Raw genomic sequence first — 18,346 nt, forward strand, 5'->3', positions numbered from 1 at the left:
TCATCGGCGCAGGGTGTCCAGGTGGCGGGCGAAGCGTTCGCCGGCCAGTTCGAGGTTCAGCAGGTATTCGTCGACCCGGCTGCGGAAGTAGCGCCAGAAGATCAGCGCCGGAATGGCGATGATGAGGCCGAAGGCGGTGTTGTAGAGCGCAATCGAGATCCCGTGCGCCAGTTGCGCCGGATTGCCCGAGCCGACCGCCCCGTTGGCCGGCGATTGCGAGCCGAAGATCTCGATCATCCCGATCACGGTTCCGAGCAGGCCGAGGAGCGGCGCCGCCGACGCGATGGTGGCGAGGGCGGGCAGGTAGCGCTCGAGGCGGTGCGCGACCACGCGGCCGGCGGATTCCATCGACACGCGCAGGTCGTCCTCGGTCGCCATCGGGTTGGCGTTCAGGGCGCGGAAGCCGGCGGCCAGCACCTCGCCGAGGCCGGAGTTGCGCTCCAGCTTGGTGACCACGTCGGGGCCCGGAATCGACGCCCGCGAAACCGTGATGGCTTCGTCGAGCAGTTTCGGCGGCAGCACCCGGGAGGTCTTGAGACTGGCGAATCGCTCGATCACGAGCGCCATCCCGATGACCGAACAGGCGAGCAGCGGCCAGATCGGCCAGCCCGCAGCAACTATGATGGAAAACAAGGATTCCTCCGGCCCATGACTGTAAATGCGCGGCGATTATCCACCCGCGCGGCACCCTGTTACGAGAAGTATTCTTGTCGGCGCAGTCGCACAGAATGTGTGGATAACTTTGTGACTAACACGCTGAGCAACCTCCGCAAAGCCGCGCCGGCCGGGCCTTTCCACAGATCGACTGAATATTGAGCAGCAGTTTTTTCAATGAAATCAATGGCTTGCACGACAACCCGTGCCTGTGGTGCCGGCACCTGGATGCATCGGTGTCCCACGGTGCGCCTTGTGGACGACTCAGACCTGTGACAGCGCGCAAAAGATGATGGAACGTGAGCAATTGCCCTCGTCGGGCATGAGGGTGTGGGCCGTGGGCGCCCTGTGCCGGGCCGTCGCCGATGCGCTCGATGCGCGCTTCAACCCGGTCTCGGTGCGCGGCGAGATCTCGGGCTTCTCGCGGGCGGCGAGCGGCCACTGCTATTTTTCGCTGAAGGACGAATCGGGCCAACTGCGCTGCGCGATGTTCCGCCGCGCGGCCGGCCTGCTCGATTTCTCGCCGCGCGATGGCGACCAGGTCGAAGTGCGTGGCCGGCTGGCGGTGTACGAGCCGCGCGGCGACCTTCAACTGATCGTCGAAAGCCTGAGCCGCGCGGGGCAGGGCGCCTTGTTCGAGCAGTTCATGCAGCGCAAGGCCCGGCTCGAGGCCGAGGGGCTGTTCGATCCTGCGCGCAAGCGGGCCCTGCCCGTGCTGCCGCGTTCCATCGGCCTGGTGACTTCGCTTGGCGCCGCCGCCCTGCATGACGTCGTCACCGCGCTGCGCCGCCGGGTGCCGCACATCCCGGTCGTGCTGGCGCCGGCGGCGGTGCAAGGGGCCGGTGCGCCGGCGGAACTGGTGCGTTCGCTGCGGTCGCTGTATGCGCTGGAGCCGAAGGTCGACGTCATCCTGCTGGTGCGCGGCGGCGGCTCGATCGAGGACCTGTGGGCTTTCAACGACGAGACGCTGGCGCGCACCATCGTGCAGAGCCCGGTGCCGGTGATCAGCGGCGTTGGCCACGAGACCGATTTCACGATCGCCGACTTCTGCGCCGATGTGCGCGCACCGACGCCGACCGCTGCTGCCGAACTGGTGGCGGCCTCGCGCGAACTGTGGCTCGGTGCGCTGGGCCTGCTCGAAGAGCGTCTGCGCGATGCCGTCTCGGGGCGCATCGACGTGCTGGGCCAGCGGCTCGACGTCGCGACCGGTCGGCTCGGGCGCCCGTCGACTCTGGTGGCCCGTCAACGGCTGGGCCTGGCGCACCAGGCCCAGCGCCTGCACTACGCGGTGCTGTCCCGGACCGGTCGTTTCGCGCAGGCGCAGCAGGCCCTGCAGGCGCGGGCGCCGCTCGGCCTGCGCACCACGCTCGCCCGCCATCACGAGCGGCTGGACCGCGCCGCGCTGCGCCTGCAGTTGCTCGATCCTGCACTGGTGTTGCAACGCGGCTACGCATGGCTGACGGATGCCGACGGGCGCGCCGTCACGCGCGCCGCGGAACTGGCGCCGGGCGACGCCGTGACGGCCCGCCTGGCCGACGGCTCGGTGGACCTGAAAGTGGTGCAATAGGGGCCGCGACAGGGATATCGCGGCAGCGTCCGACGCCTGCCGCATGAATCCTTCCTAGAATCTCCGATTCCTTCAACCAACCCGCGAGAAAAAAACATGGAACACGTTCTTCCTCCTCTGCCTTATCCGCTCGACGCCCTGGCGCCCGACTACTCGAAGGAAACGATGGAGTACCACTACGGCAAGCACCACAACGCTTACGTCGTGAACCTGAACAACCTGCAGAAGGGCACCGAGTTCGAGAGCATGACGCTCGAGGAGATCGTCAAGAAGTCCAGCGGCGGCATCTACAACAACGCGGCCCAGATCTGGAACCACACCTTCTTCTGGAACTGCATGAAGCCCGCTGGCGGCGGCGAGCCCACGGGCGCGCTGGCCAAGGCGATCGACGCCAAGTGGGGCAGCTACGCGGCCTTCAAGGAAGCCTTCGTGAAGTCGGCCGTGGGCAACTTCGGCTCCGGCTGGACATGGCTGGTGAAGAAGGCCGATGGCTCGGTGGACATCGTCAACACCGGTGCTGCCGGCACGCCGCTGACCACCGCCGACACGGCGCTGCTGACGGTCGACGTCTGGGAGCACGCCTACTACATCGACTACCGCAACCTGCGCCCCAAGTTCGTCGAGACTTTCCTCGCGAAGCTGGTGAACTGGGACTTTGTCGCGAAGAACTTCGGCTGATCCCCGATCATCGACAGCCCCAGCAAAGCCGACCCGCGGGTCGGCTTTTTTCTGCCCGGGGCGGCTTCAGCGTCGCTTGGCGAAGAGCTCGCCGCCGAGCTTGCTGCCGGCCTTGATGTTCTTCTTCGCGAACCAGCCCTGGTTCATCTCGAGCACGAAGCGAACCGGTTCCTTGGAGCAGTGCGAGTCTTCGGTCATGGGTTGCATGTCCGCGAGATTCACGATGCGGCCGTCGTCGGCGACGAAGGCGGCCGTCAGCGGCAGCAGGGTGTTCTTCATCCAGAAGCACTGCGTCGCGGGCTGCTCGAAGACGAAGATCATGCCCTCGGTCTCCGGCATTTCCTTTCGGAACATGAGCCCGATTTCGCGTTGCCGCGGCGTTTGCGCCACCTGGGTGTCGATCTGGTACATGCCGGCCGAAATGCGGACCCTGGGCAATTGGGTTTGCGCTTCCTGGGCATGCGAAATGGCGGTGAACGAAACGCAGAGCGCGAAGAGACTGAATAGGCGGAGGAACATGTTCGGCTTTCGGGACGGCACGCAAACAAGAATGCCCGCTCATGCGGGCATCATCGATTGACCGCATAGCTTACCTCTTATTGGCGGGCTATTCGGGAACGAAAAAAAGGCGCTCCGTGGAGCGCCTTTTCAAATAACCGGAGAACCGATTACTGCGGCGTGCCGCCTTGCGGGTTCATCTTGCGAACGCTGCCGTCCTTGGCGCGGCGGCGGTCGTCACGGGTGCTCTGGCGCTTTTGCGCCGCGGCGGTCGAACGGTTCTGGGTCAGACCACCGCTGCCTTCAGCGGTGTTGGCGGTGTCTCCAGCCTGCGGACGCACCTGGCCTTGCGGACGGTCCGCGCGACGCTCTTGCGCGCGTTGCTGAGGCTTGGTGTTGGTCGGAGGGGCGGCTTCTTGCGAGGTGCCTTGTGCGAATGCACCAGCTGCGAACAGGCCGGCCATCATGACTGCGAGAACTTTGCTCATTACGGATTCCTCAATGGAAATGGTTTGAAAACGCCTCCCGGCCAGCAGAAGGTCTGCCAACAACGGAGCCGGGCCGGCGGTGGTTGACACATCCTTCGGGCTCCTCCGGTTGCGTCTAAAATTCTAAGGGTATTCAGGCGATTGGACACTCGGCGTGTTCCAACCTTATCTCACCGGAGTCAGCGTCTCATGTCCAGCTATCAGCACATCAAAGTCCCGACCGAGGGCCAGAAGATCACGGTCAATGCCGACAATTCGCTCAATGTGCCGGATCAGCCGATCATTCCGTTCATCGAGGGCGACGGCACCGGACTGGACATCACGCCGGTGATGCTCAAGGTGGTCGATGCGGCCGTGGCCAAGGCCTACGGCGGCAAGAAGAAGATCCAGTGGATGGAGGTCTATGCGGGCGAGAAATCGACCCGGATCTATGGTCCCGACGTCTGGCTCCCCGAGGAAACGCTGCACGCCGTGCGCGACTACGTGGTGTCGATCAAGGGTCCGCTCACGACCCCGGTGGGTGGCGGCATCCGCTCGCTGAACGTCGCACTGCGCCAGGAGCTGGACTTGTACGTCTGCCTGCGGCCGATCCAGTATTTCGAAGGCGTTCCGAGCCCGGTGAAGGAGCCCCAGAAGACCAACATGGTGATCTTCCGCGAGAACTCCGAGGACATCTATGCCGGCATCGAGTTCGAGGCCGAGAGCGACAAGGCCAAGCGGCTCATCAAGTTCCTGCAGGACGAGTTCGGCGTCAAGAAGATCCGCTTCCCGAACACCTCCGGAATCGGCATCAAGCCGGTGTCGCGCGAGGGCACCGAGCGGCTGGTCCGCAAGGCGATCCAGTACGCGATCGACAACGAGAAGCCCAGCGTCACGATCGTGCACAAGGGCAACATCATGAAGTTCACCGAGGGCGGATTCCGCGACTGGGCCTACGGTCTGGCGGCCAAGGAATTCGGCGCCGAACTGATCGACGGCGGTCCCTGGATGAAGTTCAAGAGCCCGAAAACAGGTAAAGAAATTACCGTCAAGGACTCGATCGCTGATGCTTTCTTGCAACAAATCCTGCTGCGGCCGGCCGAGTACAGCGTGATCGCGACCCTGAACCTGAACGGCGACTACATTTCCGACGCGCTGGCGGCGCAGGTCGGCGGCATCGGCATCGCCCCGGGCGCCAATCTCAGCGACACCGTGGCCATGTTCGAGGCCACCCACGGCACGGCGCCCAAGTACGCCGGCAAGGACTACGTCAATCCGGGCTCCGAGATCCTTTCGGCCGAGATGATGCTGCGCCACATGGGCTGGACCGAGGCGGCCGACCTGGTCATCAGCGCCATGGAAAAATCGATCGTCAGCAAGAAGGTCACCTACGACTTCGCGCGGCTGATGGAAGGCGCCACCCAGGTGAGTTGCTCGGGCTTCGGGCAGGTGATGATCGACAACATGTAAAAAGGGCGCTCGACGCGTCTCCAGCGGACGCCTTGCTCCCGAGCCCCGGCCCGACAGGTGCCGGGGCTTTTTCATGGCTCGGAAAAACCCTGTAGCGGCAGGCGTTTGGGCTGTCGGGGCATGCTGCTTGCATGCTCTTCCGGTCGCATTCGCCTTGAATGTCACAAAGCCGCCACCAGTTGTGTCACATCGTCGAGTGCAACCGGCGGCGGCTCTATAAAATGAATTTCATGGCTACCAGAATCCCTTCGACCCCCAAGACGCCACCGGCCGTGAAGCCGAAGCGGGACGATGGCGATGCGGTCGTGCTCGAGCGGCGACCGCAGAAGACCGCGCCGCCCCAGATGTTCCAGGTCGTGATGCTGAACGACGACTACACGCCGATGGAATTCGTCATCGTCGTGATCCAGGAGTTCTTCAGCAAGGACCGGGAAACCGCAACCCAGATCATGCTCAAGATCCACCTCGATGGCCGAGGCGTCTGCGGGGTGTATTCCCGCGACATGGCGGCCACCAAGGTCAATCAGGTGATGGAAGCGGCGCATCAGGCGGGGCATCCGCTGCAGTGCGTCAGCGAACCGGTCGAATGAACCAGTTGAATTGGGCGCGCTCCAACCCATCTGAGAAATTATTTACAGCAAGGCAAAAGGAAATCACATGATTGCCCAGGAACTGGAAGTCAGCCTGCACATGGCTTTTGTAGAAGCCAGGCAGCAGCGCCACGAGTTCATCACGGTGGAGCACCTGCTGCTCGCTTTGCTGGACAACCCGAGTGCCGCAGAGGTTCTGCGCGCCTGCTCGGCCAATGTCGACGACCTGCGGGCGTCGCTCACCAACTTCATCAAGGACAACACGCCCCAGGTGGCGGGTACCGACGATGTCGACACCCAGCCGACGCTGGGTTTCCAGCGCGTCATCCAGCGCGCCATCATGCATGTGCAATCCACCGGCAACGGCAAGAAGGAAGTCACCGGCGCCAACGTGCTGGTCGCGATCTTCGGCGAAAAGGATTCGCACGCCGTCTACTACCTGCACCAGCAGGGCGTGACGCGCCTGGACGTCGTGAACTTCATCGCGCACGGCATCAAGAAGAGCGATCCGCCGGAAGCCGCCAAGGGCAGCAGCGACGCTTCGTCGGGTGAAGGCGAGGAAGGCGGCGGCGAGAAGAACGAGAAGTCCTCGCCGCTCGAGCAGTTCACGCAGAACCTCAACCAGTTGGCCAAGGAAGGCAAGATCGATCCGCTGATCGGCCGCGAGTACGAGGTCGAGCGCGTGATCCAGATCCTGTGCCGCCGGCGCAAGAACAATCCGCTGCTGGTCGGCGAAGCCGGCGTCGGCAAGACCGCGATCGCCGAGGGCCTGGCCTGGCGCATCACGCAGAACGACGTGCCCGAGATCCTGGCCGAGTCGAACGTGTACTCGCTCGACATGGGCGCGCTCCTGGCCGGCACCAAGTACCGCGGCGATTTCGAGCAGCGCCTGAAGGGCGTGCTCAAGTCGCTCAAGGACAAGCCGAACGCGATCCTGTTCATCGACGAGATCCACACGCTGATCGGCGCCGGTGCCGCTTCGGGTGGCACGCTCGACGCCTCGAACCTGCTCAAGCCGGCGCTCTCGAGCGGCCAGCTCAAGTGCATCGGCGCGACCACCTTCACCGAGTACCGCGGCATCTTCGAGAAGGATGCGGCCCTGTCGCGTCGCTTCCAGAAGGTCGACGTGGTCGAGCCGACGGTGCAGGAAACCGTCGACATCCTGAAGGGCCTGAAGTCGCGCTTCGAGGAGCACCATGGCGTGAAGTACGGCGTCGCCGCACTCCAGGCCGCGGCCGAGCTGAGCGCCAAGTACATCAACGACCGTCATCTGCCCGACAAGGCGATCGACGTCATCGATGAGGCCGGCGCTGCCCAGCGCATCCTGCCCGCGAACAAGCGCAAGAAGACCATCAGCAAGACCGAGGTCGAGGAAATCGTCGCCAAGATCGCGCGCATTCCCCCGGCCAACGTCTCGAACGACGATCGCGGCAAGCTGCAGACCATCGAGCGCGACCTGAAGAGCGTGGTGTTCGGCCAGGACAAGGCGCTCGAAGTGCTGGCTTCTGCGGTCAAGATGGCGCGTTCGGGCCTGGGCCGCGAGGACAAGCCGATCGGCTCCTTCCTGTTCAGCGGCCCGACCGGCGTCGGCAAGACCGAAGCGGCCAAGCAGCTCGCCTACATCATGGGCATCGAGCTGATCCGCTTCGACATGTCGGAGTACATGGAGCGCCACGCGGTGAGCCGGCTGATCGGCGCGCCTCCGGGCTATGTCGGATTCGACCAGGGCGGCCTCCTGACCGAAGCCATCACGAAGAAGCCGCACGCGGTGCTGCTGCTCGACGAGATCGAGAAGGCGCATCCGGACATCTTCAACGTGCTGCTGCAGGTCATGGACCATGGCACCCTGACGGACAACAACGGACGCAAGGCCGACTTCCGCAACGTGATCATCGTGATGACCACCAATGCGGGTGCCGAGACCATGAACAAGGCGACCATCGGCTTCACCAACCCGCGCCAGGCGGGCGACGAGATGGCCGACATCAAGCGCCTGTTCACGCCGGAGTTCCGCAACCGCCTCGATGCGACCGTGAGCTTCAAGGCCCTCGACGAGCAGATCATCCTGCGCGTGGTGGACAAGTTCCTGCTGCAGCTGGAGACGCAGCTGGCCGAGAAGAAGGTCGATGTCACCTTCACCGACGCCCTGCGCAAGCACCTGGCGAAGAAGGGCTTCGATCCGCTGATGGGTGCGCGGCCGATGCAGCGCCTGATCCAGGACACGATTCGTCGCGCCCTGGCCGACGAACTGCTCTTCGGTCGCCTGCAGGAAGGCGGTCGCCTGACTGTCGACCTCGACGACAAGGAAGAAGTGCAGCTGGACATCCAGCCGCTGCCGAAGAAGGAAGGCCGGGCCAAGCCCGAAGCCGAAGAGGCGGCGACAGGTTGAGCGCCTTCCGCCATAGGGGCGGATTCTTCCGATCAGAAGGCCGGTAGCATTGCTGCCGGCCTTTTTCGTTTCATCCATCGACCTTTCGCCTTGATCATCCCCGAGCTCAGCCAGGAATGGAAGACCGGCCTCTCCTTTGCATGGAGCGGCTATATCGCGGTGCTTTCCATGTGGATCGTCATGCAGAAGCGCGCGCCGGTTTCGACGATGAGCTGGATCCTGTCGCTCGCGCTGCTGCCGTTCGCGGGCTTTCTCATCTACTACTTCCTGGGGCCGCAGCGGCTGCGCAAGCAGCGCCTCAAGCGGCTTCGCAGCCGCGCCGGCGCGCTGGCCCCGGCCGACGTGGCGATGCTGCGCGACGCCAGGGAGCAGGCGCCGCCCGCCTTGCGCCAGATGGCCGCGCTCGGCACGGCGGCCTGCGGCTTGCCGGTGTCGAGTGCGACCTCGGCCGAACTGCTGTCGGGCGGCGCGCGCACCTTCGACGCGATCTTCGAGGCGATCCGCGAGGCGCGCGACCACGTGCACCTCGAGTACTACATCTTCGAGCCCGACCGGATCGGCACCGCGCTGCGCGACCTGCTGATCGAGCGCGCCCGGGCCGGCGTCACGGTGCGGCTGCTGCTCGATGCGCTCGGCTCCAAGCGGATCGGCCGCAAGTTCATGGCGCCGATGCGGGCCGCCGGCATCCATGTCGCGCTGTTCCACGAGACCCGCATCGGGCGCCGGCTGCGTCCGGTGACCAACTACCGGACCCACCGCAAGATCGTGGTCTGCGACGGCCGGGTGGGCTTCACCGGGGGCGTCAACATCACTGACGAGGAAGACGCCCGCACCCGGCCCGACGCCTATCACGACGTCCACCTGCGCATCGAAGGCAGTGCGGTGCGCTGGCTGCAGACCACCTTCCTCGAAGACTGGAGCTACGCGACCGGCGAGCCTCCGCGCCAGCTCGACAACATGGCCCTGGTGCACCTGCTGCCGCGCCTGCCGCCGAACGAGGGCGCGGGCGACATCCCGGTGCAGATCATCACCAGCGGCCCCGACAGCCCGCTCGAGGCCATCCATCGCATGCACCTGGCGGCGATCCAGTCGTCGGTGCATCGCGCCTGGCTCACGACGCCGTACTTCGTGCCGGGCGAGCCGGCACTGATGGCGCTGACCAGCGCCGCGCTGCGCGGCGTCGACGTGCGCCTGCTGGTGCCGCGGCGCAGCGATTCGCTGGTCGTGAGCGCAGCGGCCCGCTCCTACTACGACGAACTGATCGCCGCCGGCGTCAAGGTCTGGGAGTACAAGGCGCGCATGCTGCATTCGAAGACGCTGGTGGTGGACGACAACTGCGCGATGATCGGCACCGCGAATTTCGACAATCGCAGCTTCCGGCTCAACTTCGAGGTCTGCGCCGTGATCTATGGAACGACGCTCGCCAAGCCGCTGGTGGCCCAGTTCGAGACCGACCTGCGCAGTGCCTCGCCGGTGCGCGCCAACCGGCGCCAGCCATTCCTGCGCCGCCTGGGCGATTCGATCGCCCGCCTTTTTTCTCCCTTGCTCTGACCCATGGCTTCCCACACCTTCCTCTGGCACGACTACGAAACCTTCGGCGCGGTGCCGCGCCGCGACCGGCCCTCGCAGTTCGCTGCGATCCGCACCGATGCCGAGCTCAACGAGGTCGGTGAGCCGCTGATGATCTATTGCCAGCCTGCGCCCGACTACCTGCCGAGCCCCGAGGCCTGCCTGATCACCGGCATCACGCCGCAGCAGTGCCTGGAGCGCGGCATCCCCGAGCACCGGTTCGCGGCCGCGATCGAGCAGGCCTTCTCGCAGCCGGGCACCATCGGCGTCGGCTACAACACGATCCGCTTCGACGACGAGGTGACGCGCTTCATGTTCTGGCGCAACCTGATCGATCCCTATGCGCGCGAATGGCAGAACGACTGCGGCCGCTGGGATCTGCTGGACGTCGTGCGGCTGACCTACGCACTGCGTCCCGACGGCATCGAATGGCCGAAGAAGGCCGACGGCAGCCAGAGCTTCAGGCTCGAGGACCTGGCGCGCGCCAACGGCCTGCTGCACGAGGCGGCGCACGACGCGCTGTCGGACGTGCGGGCGACGATCGCGCTGGCGCGGCTGATCCGCGACAAGCAGCCCAAGCTCTTCGATTTCGCGTTCGGCCTGCATCGCAAGGACCGCGTCGCGGCCGAACTGGGCCTCCCGGCCACGCGCGAGTCGGCGCGGCCCTTCCTTCACGTCTCGGGCATGTTCCCGGCCGAGCGCGGATGCCTGGCCGTCATGTGGCCGCTGGCCAGCCACCCGACCAACAAGAACGAGCTGCTGGCCTGGGACCTGGCTCACGACCCAAGCGAACTGCGCGACCTCGATGTCGACACCCTGCGGCTGCGGCTGTTCACGCGCAGCGCCGAGCTGCCCGAGGGCGTGCAGCGGCTGCCGCTCAAGGGCATCCACCTGAACAAGTCGCCGATGGTGGTGGGCAATCTGAAGACGCTGGCGCCGGCGATGGCGGCGCGCTGGGGCATCGACGTCGAAGCGGCGCTGCGCCATGCCGCGATCGCCGCGGCCCTGCCCGACATGAGCGCGATCTGGCCGCGGGTCTACGAGCGGCCCCGCGATGGCACGCCCGATGTGGACGAGGATCTCTACGGCGGTTTCGTCGGCAACGGCGACCGGCGCCGGCTCAACGAGCTGCGTGCGCTGTCGCCGGCCGAGCTGGCGCGCTCGCGCACCGGCTTCGACGACCCCCGGCTCGAGGAACTGCTGTTTCGCTACCGTGCCCGCAACTTCGCCGACAGCCTGAACCAGGAAGAGGCCGAGCGCTGGGAGGCGCACCGCGTGGCGCGGCTGCTGGAGGGCGAGGGCGGCGTTCGCAATGTCGACCAGCTGTTCGCCGAGATCGACACGCTGGCCGAGACCGCGGACGAGCGGGCGGAGGAAATTCTCGGCGCACTGTACGAGTACGCCGAGGCGATCGCCCCGTCCGTCTGAGGCCGCTGCGATGACCGTGCGCCGACTGCTCCCCGCCGATGCCGTGCCGTATAGGGCGCTCATGCTGGACGCCTACGCGCTGCATCCCGATGCCTTCACCTCGAGCGCCGCCGAACGCGCGGCGCTGCCGCTGTCGTGGTGGGTCGCCCGCCTCGATCCTTCCCCCGCGGCCGGGCAGCTCGTGCTCGGCGCCTTCGATGGCGAACGCCTGGTCGGTGCCGCAGGGCTCGAGTTCGAGCCGCGCGAGAAGGCACGGCACAAGGCCCACTTGTTCGGGATGTATGTCGCGGCCGAAGCGCGTCAGGGCGGCTTCGGGCGGCAACTGGTCGACGCTGCGCTCGAACAGGCTGCAGCCCGTCCGGGCGTCAGGCTGGTCCAGCTGACCGTGACCGAGGGCAATCGGGCGGCGCAGTCACTCTACGAGCGCTGCGGCTTCGCGGTCTTCGGCGTCGAGCCCTTCGCGGTTTCGCTGGGCAGCACCTTCGTTTCGAAGGTCCACATGTGGCGCGCCATCGACTTGCCGGGCTAGGGCCTGTTCACCCTAGGGCTGCATCCAGTGGGTCTGCGTGCTGCGGCCGGGCAGATGCAGCGCTGCGGTCGCGGCCGGCGTCTCGGCCAGCAGGCGGCCCTTGCGATAGACCTTGAGCCGCGTCGCCCGCAGGCGGATCGCCTCCACCGGGTCGCGCGCCTGCAGCAGGACGAAGCTCGCATCGCAGCCGGCAGCGATCCCGTGGCCTTCGAGGTGCATCACCTTGGCGGCGTTGACCGTGACGGCATCGAAGCAGTCCCGGATGCCGGCCTGGCTGGTCATCTGGGCCACGTGCAGGCCCATGTGCGCGACTTCCAGCATGTCGCCCGAACCCATGCCGTACCAGGGGTCCATCACGCAGTCGTGGCCGAAGGCGACATTGACGCCGGCGGCCATCAGTTCTGGCACGCGGGTCATTCCGCGGCGCTTGGGGTAGCTGTCGTGGCGGCCCTGCAGCGTGATGTTGATCAGCGGGTTCGAGATCACGGCGACGCCGCTCTCGGCGATCAGCGGCAGCAGCTTGCTGACGTAGTAGTTGTCCATCGAATGCATCGAGGTGCAGTGCGAGCCCGTGACCCGGCCCTGCAGCCCGAGGCGCTGGCTCTCGAAGGCCAGGGTCTCGATGTGGCGCGAGAGCGGGTCGTCGGATTCGTCGCAGTGCATGTCGACCAGCTTGCCGCGCTCGGCCGCGATCTCGCACAGCAGCTTCACGCTGGCGGCGCCGTCGGCCATCGTGCGCTCGAAATGCGGAATGCCACCGACCACATCGACGCCCTTGTCCAGCGCGCGCCGGAGGTTGTCGACGCCGCCGGGCGAGCGCAGCACGCCGTCCTGGGGGAAGGCGACCAGCTGCAGGTCGAGGTAGGGGGCGACCAGGCGCTTGACCTCGAGCAGCGCGTCGACCGCGAGCAGGCTCGCGTCGCTGGTGTCGACGTGGCTGCGGATCGCCAGCAGGCCCTTGGCGACGGCCCAGTCGCAGTAGGCCAGGGCGCGTTCGATCAGGGCCTCGGCCTTGAGCAGCGGCTTGAGTTCGCCCCACAGCGCGATGCCCTCGAGCAGGGTCCCGCTCTGGTTGACGCGCGGCAGGCCGTAGCTGAGCGTGGCGTCCATGTGGAAATGCGGGTCGACGAAGGGCGGGGCGAGCAGCAGGCCGCAGGCGTCGAGCTTCTGCGCGGCCGGTGCATCCAGGCCCGCCGTGACTTCGGCGATGCGGCCATCCTGGACCGCGATCGACATGCCGGTGCGGCCGTCGGGGAGGGTGGCGTCGTGGATCAGCAGGTCGAGCATCAGCGCTCTCCTTTTCGATAGGGTTTCATCAGCGCCTGCGGATAGCTGGCCTTGCGCGCCACCAGCACCAGCGCCAGGATCGACAGCAGGTAGGGCAGCATCAGGTAGATCTGGTAAGGCAGGATGGCATCGCCCGATTGCTGCAGCCGCAGTTGCAGCGCATCGAAGAACGCGAACAGCAGGGCGCCGAGCAGCGCCTTGCCGGGCCGCCACGATGCGAAGACGACCAGCGCCACGCAGATCCAGCCGCGTCCGTTGATCATGTTGAAGAAGAAGGCGTTGAAGGCCGACAGCGTGAGAAACGAGCCGGCGACGCCCATCAGCGCCGAGCCGGCGACGATCGCGCCCGTGCGCGTGGCCGCGACCGATACGCCCTGTCCCTCGGCCGCCTGCGGGTTCTCGCCGACCATCCGCACCGCGAGGCCGGCCGGCGTGCGGTACAGCACCCAGGCGAGCAGGGGCACCAGCAGCAGCGCCAGCAGCGTGAGCGGCGTCTGCGAACCGAGCACCGGGATCGGCAGCCAGTCCATCGGCGCGAAGGGTGTCACGGTGGGCGGCGTGCTGACCTTCGGGAAGCTCACGCGGTAGCCGTAGTAGCTCAGCGCGGTCGCCAGCAGCGTGATGCCGAGTCCCGACACATGCTGCGAGAGCGCCAGCCCGACCGTCAGGAAGGCATGCAGCAGCCCGAACACGGCGCCCGTCAGCGCCGCGACCCCGACCCCGAGCCACAGCGGTGCCCCGGCATAGACCGCGATCCAGCCGGCGAAGGCGCCGGCGACCATGATGCCCTCGATGCCGAGGTTCAGCACGCCGGCTCGCTCGCACAGCAGCACGCCGAGGGTGCCGAAGATCAGCGGCGTGGCGATGCGCAGCACCGCGACCCAGAACGACGCGTTCGAGAGGATGTCGGCGATGTCGGTCACTTCAGACGCACCCGGTACTGCGTCAGCAAGGTGGCGACCAGCACCGCGATCAGCGAGGCGGCGACGATCACGTCGGCGATGTAGGTCGGCACGCCGATCGCCCGGCTCATGGTGTCGGCGCCGACCAGCACGCCGGCCACGAACACGGCGGCCGCCAGCACGCCGAGCGGATGCAGCCCGGCCAGCATCGCGATCACGATGCCGCTGTAGCCGTAGCCCGGCGACATGTCCAGCGTGACGTAGCTGGTGCGCCCGGCCACCTCGATCGCGCCGGCGAGGCCGGCCAGCGCGCCCGACAGCAGCGCGACCAGGACCACGGTGCGCGTGACCGGCACGCCCGCGAAGGCGGCTGCGCGCGCGTTCGCGCCCACCGCACGGATGTCGAAGCCGATCACCGTGTACTTGAACAGGAGCCAGACCAGCACGGCCAGCCCGGCGGCCCACAGCAGGCCGGTATGGATGCGGGTCTGGACGACCAGCTTGGCGAGCTCGAGTTCGGATTGCAGCGAGACGCTCTGCGGCCAGCCCATCGCGGTCGGGTCCTTCATCGGGCCGTCGAGCATCGCCGAGACGCCGAGCAGCACGATGAAGTTGATCAGCAGCGTGGTCACGACCTCGTCGACGCCGAGCCTGCTCTTCATCAGCGCCGGGCCGAGCAGCAGCAGAGCACCGGCGGCGGCGGCGGCGATCATCATGAGCGGGAACAGCAGCCAGGTCGGCAGCTCGAAGCCGGTGCCGCCGTGCAGGCCGCCGACCGCCACCGCGGCGAGTGCGCCGGCATAGAGCTGACCCTCGGCCCCGATGTTGAAGAGCCGTGCCTTGAAGGCGACCGTCGCGGCCAGGCCCGTGAGGATCAGCGGCACGGCGCGGGTCAGTGTTTCGCTCCAGGCGAAGACCGAGCCGAAGCCGCCTTGCAGCAGCAGGGCGTAGGTGCGGCCGACCGGCGCGCCGGCCCAGAGGACGAGCAGGGCGCTCACCAGCAGGGTGAACGCGATGGCGCCGAAGGGCGCCAGCACCAGTGCGGCGCGCGAGCTTCGATGACGGCGTTCGAGTCTCATGCCGGCGGCGTGTTCATGAGCCGGCCATCGCCAGCCCGATCGCCTCGCGCGTCCAGGCGGCGGCCGGCCGTGGTTCGCCGAGCTGGCCGCCATGCATCACGGCAACCCGGTCGCCCAGCGTCAGCACCTCGTCGAGATCGTCGGAGATCAGCAGCACCGCGGCGCCCGCATCGCGCGCCGCGATCAGCTGCTGCTGCACGTAGGCCACCGCCCCGATGTCCAGCCCCCAGGTCGGCTGGTGCGCGACGATCAGCCGCGGGTTGCGCTGCTTCGCGGCTGCCGATGCCGGCGCCATCAGCGCGCGGCCGAGGATCAGCTTCTGCATGTTGCCGCCCGAGAGGGCGCGCGCCGGCGATTCGAGTCCGGCGCCGCGAACGTCGTAGGCCTTCTCGACGCCGCGGGCATGGGCCTTTGCCGCGCCGCGGCGGACCCAGAGCCAGCGCGAGAAGGCGCGGCTGCGCAGGCGTTCGGACACCGCGTTCTCCCACACCGGCAGGTCGCCGATCACGCCGACCGCGTGCCGGTCTTCCGGAATGCGCGCCACGCCGCGCTGCACCAGCCGGGCCGGCGAGGGCGGCAGCTCGCGGCCCATCAGGCTGACGCTGCCCGCGATGGCCCGCCGCGTCCCGCTCAGCAGTTCGGCCAGCGCCACCTGGCCGTTGCCCGAGACGCCCGCGACGGCGACGATCTCACCGGCCTTGAGCGTGAGACTCACGTCCTGCAGCCGATCGTGCCCGCTGCCCGTGGTGCGCACATGGTCGAGCACGCAGACCGCATCGCCGACCTGCCGGGCCGGGCGCCGCCCGGTGCCTTCGATCGCATGCCCGACCATCCACAGCGCCAGCTGCGCCTGCGTGGTGTCGCCCGCGCGGGCCTCGGCCACCAGCTTGCCGCCGCGCAGCACGGCGATGCGATGCGACACGCGCAGCACTTCGGGCAGCTTGTGGCTGATGAAGATGATCGAAAGCCCCTCGGCCACCATCTGGGCCAGCGTGTCGAACAGTGCCTCGCTTTCCTGCGGCGTCAGCACCGCGGTCGGCTCGTCGAGGATCAGGATGCGCGCATCGCGAACCAGCGCCTTGAGGATCTCGACCCGCTGGCGTTCGCCGACCGACAGGCTGCCGACCTTTGCGTCCGGCTGTACCGCAAGCCCGAAGCGCTGCGCCACCGCCAGCAGTCTGGCGCGCGCCGCGCCGCGCCGCGAGAAGGGCTGCCAGAGCGGTTCGGTGCCCATCATCACGTTGTCGAGCACGCTGAGGTTGTCGGCCAGGGTGAAGTGCTGGTGCACCATGCCGATGCCGGCGGCCAGGGAGGCTTTGGGATTGCCCGGCGCCAGCGGCCGGCCGAACACCTCGATGCTGCCTTCGTCGGCCACGTAGTGGCCGAACAGGATCGACATCAGCGTCGACTTGCCGGCGCCGTTCTCGCCCAGCAGCGCCAGCACCTCGCCGGCCTGGAGGTCAAGCGAGATGGCGTCGTTGGCCAGCAGCGCGCCGAAGCGCTTGGTGATGCCGCGCAGGGACAGGACCGTCACCGGCGGCTTCCCTTGGCCCTCACTTGGCGGTCGATTTGGGCTGGCTGTCGTCCACCTTGATGGTGGTCTTGCCGGCCAGGATGTCGGCCTGCTTGGCCTTCACCTTGGCGACGATGTCGGCCGGCACCTTGGCCTCGAAGGTGCCGAGCGGGGCGAGCTCGGAGCCCTTGTGCTTCATCATCGAGTAGGGGCCGTAGTCCTCGGCCGTGAACTTGCCTTCCTTCACGAGCTTGATCGCGCGATCGGCCGAAGGCTCGAAATTCCAGAGCGCGGAGGCGACCACGGTGTCGGGGTACTTGTCCTGCGTGTTGATCACGTTGCCGATCGCGAGCTTGCCCTTTTCCTTGGCCGCGTCGCTGACGCCGAAGCGCTCGGCATACATCACGTCGGCGCCCTTGTCGATCATCGCGAAGGCCGCCTCCTTGGCCTTGGGCGGGTCGAACCAGCTGTTGATGAAGCTGACGCTGAACTCGACCTTGGGATTGGTCTCCTTGGCGCCGGCCATGAAGGCGTTCATGAGGCGGTTCACCTCGGGGATCGGGAAGCCGCCGACCATGCCGATCTTGTTGGTCTTGGTCATGCCGCCGGCCACCATGCCCGACAGGTAGGCCGGCTCCTGGATGTAGTTGTCGAAGACCGCGAAGTTCGGCGCCTGGGGCTTGAGCGAGGAGCCCATCACGAAGGCGGTCTTCGGGAAGTCCTTGGCGACCTTGCGTGCCGCCGCCTCGACGCCGAACACCTCGCCGAAGATCAGCTGGTTGCCCTTTTGCGCGTACTCGCGCATCACGCGCTCGTAGTCGGCGTTGGCGACGTTCTCGGTGGCCGTGTACTCGATCTCGCCGCGCGCCTCGGCCGCCTTGAGCGCCTTGTGGATGCGCCCGACCCATTGCTGCTCGAAGGGCACGGTGTAGACCGCCGCCACCTTGAGCTTGGCCTGCGCGAGCGCCAGCCCCGGCGCGCCCGCGGCGAGTGCGGCGGCGATGGCGACCGAACGGATGATCATTTGACGGCGGTGGCGCACAGGCTTCTCCTCGTTGAGTTGGAAATTATTTGGTGCCGAAGATGCGGTCGCCTGCGTCGCCCAGGCCCGGCAGGATGTAGCCGTGGCTGTTGAGTTCGCGGTCGATGGCGGCGGTGTAGATCGGCACGTCCGGGTGCGCGTCCTGCATCGTCTTGACGCCCTCGGGGCAGGTCAGCAGGCAGACGAACTTGATCGATTTCGGGTTCAGCTCCTTGAGTCGCTCGACCGCCGCCACGGCCGAGTTGCCGGTCGCCAGCATCGGGTCGACCACGATCGCGTCGCGTTCCTCCATGCCGCCGGGCATCTTGAAGTAGTACTCGACCGCGGTCAGCGTCTTGGGGTCGCGGTACAGGCCGATGTGGCCCACGCGGGCGCCGGGAATCACGCTGAGCATGCCGTCGAGGATGCCGGTGCCGGCGCGCAGGATCGACACCAGCACCACTTTCTTGCCGTCGATGACCTTGGCGTGCATGGTCTCCAGCGGGGTCTCGATCTCGATGTCCTGCATCGCCATGTCGCGCGTGACCTCGTAGGCCATGAGCATGCTGATCTCGTTGAGAAGGCGCCGGAAGCTGTTGGTGCTGGCCTCCTTGCGGCGCATCAGCGTGAGCTTGTGCTGGACGAGGGGGTGGTCGACGAGGTGGACGTTGCTCATGGAATTGGCGAAGCGCGAGTGCGTTCTTG

General features: G+C 66.9%; 17 protein-coding genes. 8 read left to right on the plus strand and 9 right to left on the minus strand.

Annotated features, from left to right (window positions below; genetic code table 11):
- Window positions 1–633, minus strand: coding sequence for a MotA/TolQ/ExbB proton channel family protein (locus tag QTI45_RS05030; protein ID WP_286367648.1), 633 nt, complete (start codon window positions 631–633; stop codon window positions 1–3).
- 310 nt (window positions 634–943) lie between these two features.
- On the opposite strand from QTI45_RS05030, the gene xseA reads away from it, so the two are divergent.
- A complete protein-coding gene (xseA, locus tag QTI45_RS05035) occupies window positions 944–2,221 on the plus strand; it encodes an exodeoxyribonuclease VII large subunit (protein WP_353621283.1) in 1,278 nt (425 codons plus the stop codon).
- Between the two features lie 96 nt (window positions 2,222–2,317).
- Complete coding sequence (locus tag QTI45_RS05040) at window positions 2,318–2,899, plus strand: superoxide dismutase (protein ID WP_286367650.1); 582 nt, start codon at window positions 2,318–2,320, stop codon at window positions 2,897–2,899.
- Window positions 2,900–2,965: 66 nt separating this feature from the next.
- Here QTI45_RS05040 and QTI45_RS05045 read toward each other — a convergent pair whose 3' ends face one another.
- Both QTI45_RS05045 and QTI45_RS05050 read right to left on the minus strand, forming a co-directional pair.
- Window positions 2,966–3,418: a DUF192 domain-containing protein gene (locus tag QTI45_RS05045; protein ID WP_286367651.1), complete on the minus strand. Its 453-nt coding sequence runs from the start codon at window positions 3,416–3,418 to the stop codon at window positions 2,966–2,968.
- Between the two features lie 149 nt (window positions 3,419–3,567).
- A complete protein-coding gene (locus QTI45_RS05050; protein WP_286653678.1) occupies window positions 3,568–3,975 on the minus strand; it encodes a cell envelope biogenesis protein TolA in 408 nt (135 codons plus the stop codon).
- Between the two features lie 99 nt (window positions 3,976–4,074).
- On the opposite strand from QTI45_RS05050, the gene icd reads away from it, so the two are divergent.
- The 6 genes from icd to QTI45_RS05080 all read left to right on the plus strand — a co-directional run bounded on the left by icd (window position 4,075) and on the right by QTI45_RS05080 (window position 11,839).
- Window positions 4,075–5,334, plus strand: coding sequence for an NADP-dependent isocitrate dehydrogenase (icd, locus tag QTI45_RS05055; RefSeq protein ID WP_286367653.1), 1,260 nt, complete (start codon window positions 4,075–4,077; stop codon window positions 5,332–5,334).
- 230 nt (window positions 5,335–5,564) lie between these two features.
- Complete coding sequence (clpS, locus tag QTI45_RS05060; RefSeq protein ID WP_286367654.1) at window positions 5,565–5,924, plus strand: ATP-dependent Clp protease adapter ClpS; 360 nt, start codon at window positions 5,565–5,567, stop codon at window positions 5,922–5,924.
- A gap of 67 nt (window positions 5,925–5,991) precedes the next feature.
- Window positions 5,992–8,313, plus strand: coding sequence for an ATP-dependent Clp protease ATP-binding subunit ClpA (gene clpA / locus QTI45_RS05065; RefSeq protein ID WP_286367655.1), 2,322 nt, complete (start codon window positions 5,992–5,994; stop codon window positions 8,311–8,313).
- A gap of 90 nt (window positions 8,314–8,403) precedes the next feature.
- The gene (gene cls / locus QTI45_RS05070; RefSeq protein ID WP_286653679.1) at window positions 8,404–9,864 is read left to right on the plus strand and encodes a cardiolipin synthase; all 1,461 of its coding nucleotides are present in this window, start codon (window positions 8,404–8,406) and stop codon (window positions 9,862–9,864) included.
- A gap of 3 nt (window positions 9,865–9,867) precedes the next feature.
- Window positions 9,868–11,310 carry an exodeoxyribonuclease I gene (gene sbcB, locus QTI45_RS05075; protein ID WP_286653680.1) on the plus strand — a complete coding sequence of 481 codons (1,443 nt, stop codon included), beginning with the start codon at window positions 9,868–9,870 and terminating at the stop codon, window positions 11,308–11,310.
- 10 nt (window positions 11,311–11,320) lie between these two features.
- Entirely contained in the window at window positions 11,321–11,839 is a 519-nt protein-coding gene (locus QTI45_RS05080; RefSeq protein WP_286653681.1) for a GNAT family N-acetyltransferase, read from the plus strand.
- Between the two features lie 12 nt (window positions 11,840–11,851).
- On the opposite strand, the gene QTI45_RS05085 is transcribed toward QTI45_RS05080, so the two are convergent.
- The 6 genes from QTI45_RS05085 to upp are packed head-to-tail and all read right to left on the minus strand — an operon-like array spanning window position 11,852 to window position 18,317.
- Window positions 11,852–13,126, minus strand: coding sequence for an amidohydrolase family protein (locus tag QTI45_RS05085; protein ID WP_286653682.1), 1,275 nt, complete (start codon window positions 13,124–13,126; stop codon window positions 11,852–11,854).
- Window positions 13,126–14,049, minus strand: coding sequence for an ABC transporter permease (locus QTI45_RS05090; RefSeq protein ID WP_286653683.1), 924 nt, complete (start codon window positions 14,047–14,049; stop codon window positions 13,126–13,128). Before QTI45_RS05090 ends, QTI45_RS05085 begins: the two co-directional genes overlap by 1 nt.
- Complete coding sequence (locus tag QTI45_RS05095; protein WP_286653684.1) at window positions 14,046–15,107, minus strand: ABC transporter permease; 1,062 nt, start codon at window positions 15,105–15,107, stop codon at window positions 14,046–14,048. Before QTI45_RS05095 ends, QTI45_RS05090 begins: the two co-directional genes overlap by 4 nt.
- A 13-nt stretch (window positions 15,108–15,120) precedes the next feature.
- Complete coding sequence (locus QTI45_RS05100; RefSeq protein ID WP_286653685.1) at window positions 15,121–16,641, minus strand: ABC transporter ATP-binding protein; 1,521 nt, start codon at window positions 16,639–16,641, stop codon at window positions 15,121–15,123.
- A 19-nt stretch (window positions 16,642–16,660) separates the two neighbouring features.
- On the minus strand, window positions 16,661–17,644 hold the full coding sequence (locus tag QTI45_RS05105) for a BMP family protein (RefSeq protein WP_286367709.1): 984 nt from the start codon (window positions 17,642–17,644) through the stop codon (window positions 16,661–16,663).
- 43 nt (window positions 17,645–17,687) lie between these two features.
- Window positions 17,688–18,317 (minus strand): uracil phosphoribosyltransferase, encoded by a 630-nt coding sequence (upp, locus tag QTI45_RS05110; RefSeq protein WP_286367663.1) that lies wholly within the window; start codon window positions 18,315–18,317, stop codon window positions 17,688–17,690.
- Window positions 18,318–18,346: the final 29 nt, after the last annotated feature.

Source organism: Variovorax saccharolyticus (assembly GCF_030316765.1).
Taxonomy (GTDB): domain Bacteria; phylum Pseudomonadota; class Gammaproteobacteria; order Burkholderiales; family Burkholderiaceae_C; genus Variovorax; species Variovorax saccharolyticus.

What these genes read in the sequence shown, in the direction of transcription:
- xseA (WP_353621283.1), top strand. Translation starts at nt 944, where the DNA reads ATGATGGAACGTGAGCAATTGCCCTCGTCGGGCATGAGGGTGTGGGCC.
- QTI45_RS05040 (WP_286367650.1), top strand. Translation starts at nt 2,318, where the DNA reads ATGGAACACGTTCTTCCTCCTCTGCCTTATCCGCTCGACGCCCTGGCG.
- QTI45_RS05045 (WP_286367651.1), bottom strand. Translation starts at nt 3,418, where the DNA reads ATGTTCCTCCGCCTATTCAGTCTCTTCGCGCTCTGCGTTTCGTTCACC.
- icd (WP_286367653.1), top strand. Translation starts at nt 4,075, where the DNA reads ATGTCCAGCTATCAGCACATCAAAGTCCCGACCGAGGGCCAGAAGATC.
- clpS (WP_286367654.1), top strand. Translation starts at nt 5,565, where the DNA reads ATGGCTACCAGAATCCCTTCGACCCCCAAGACGCCACCGGCCGTGAAG.
- clpA (WP_286367655.1), top strand. Translation starts at nt 5,992, where the DNA reads ATGATTGCCCAGGAACTGGAAGTCAGCCTGCACATGGCTTTTGTAGAA.
- sbcB (WP_286653680.1), top strand. Translation starts at nt 9,868, where the DNA reads ATGGCTTCCCACACCTTCCTCTGGCACGACTACGAAACCTTCGGCGCG.
- QTI45_RS05080 (WP_286653681.1), top strand. Translation starts at nt 11,321, where the DNA reads ATGACCGTGCGCCGACTGCTCCCCGCCGATGCCGTGCCGTATAGGGCG.
- QTI45_RS05085 (WP_286653682.1), bottom strand. Translation starts at nt 13,126, where the DNA reads ATGCTCGACCTGCTGATCCACGACGCCACCCTCCCCGACGGCCGCACC.
- QTI45_RS05095 (WP_286653684.1), bottom strand. Translation starts at nt 15,107, where the DNA reads ATGAGACTCGAACGCCGTCATCGAAGCTCGCGCGCCGCACTGGTGCTG.
- QTI45_RS05105 (WP_286367709.1), bottom strand. Translation starts at nt 17,644, where the DNA reads ATGATCATCCGTTCGGTCGCCATCGCCGCCGCACTCGCCGCGGGCGCG.
- upp (WP_286367663.1), bottom strand. Translation starts at nt 18,317, where the DNA reads ATGAGCAACGTCCACCTCGTCGACCACCCCCTCGTCCAGCACAAGCTC.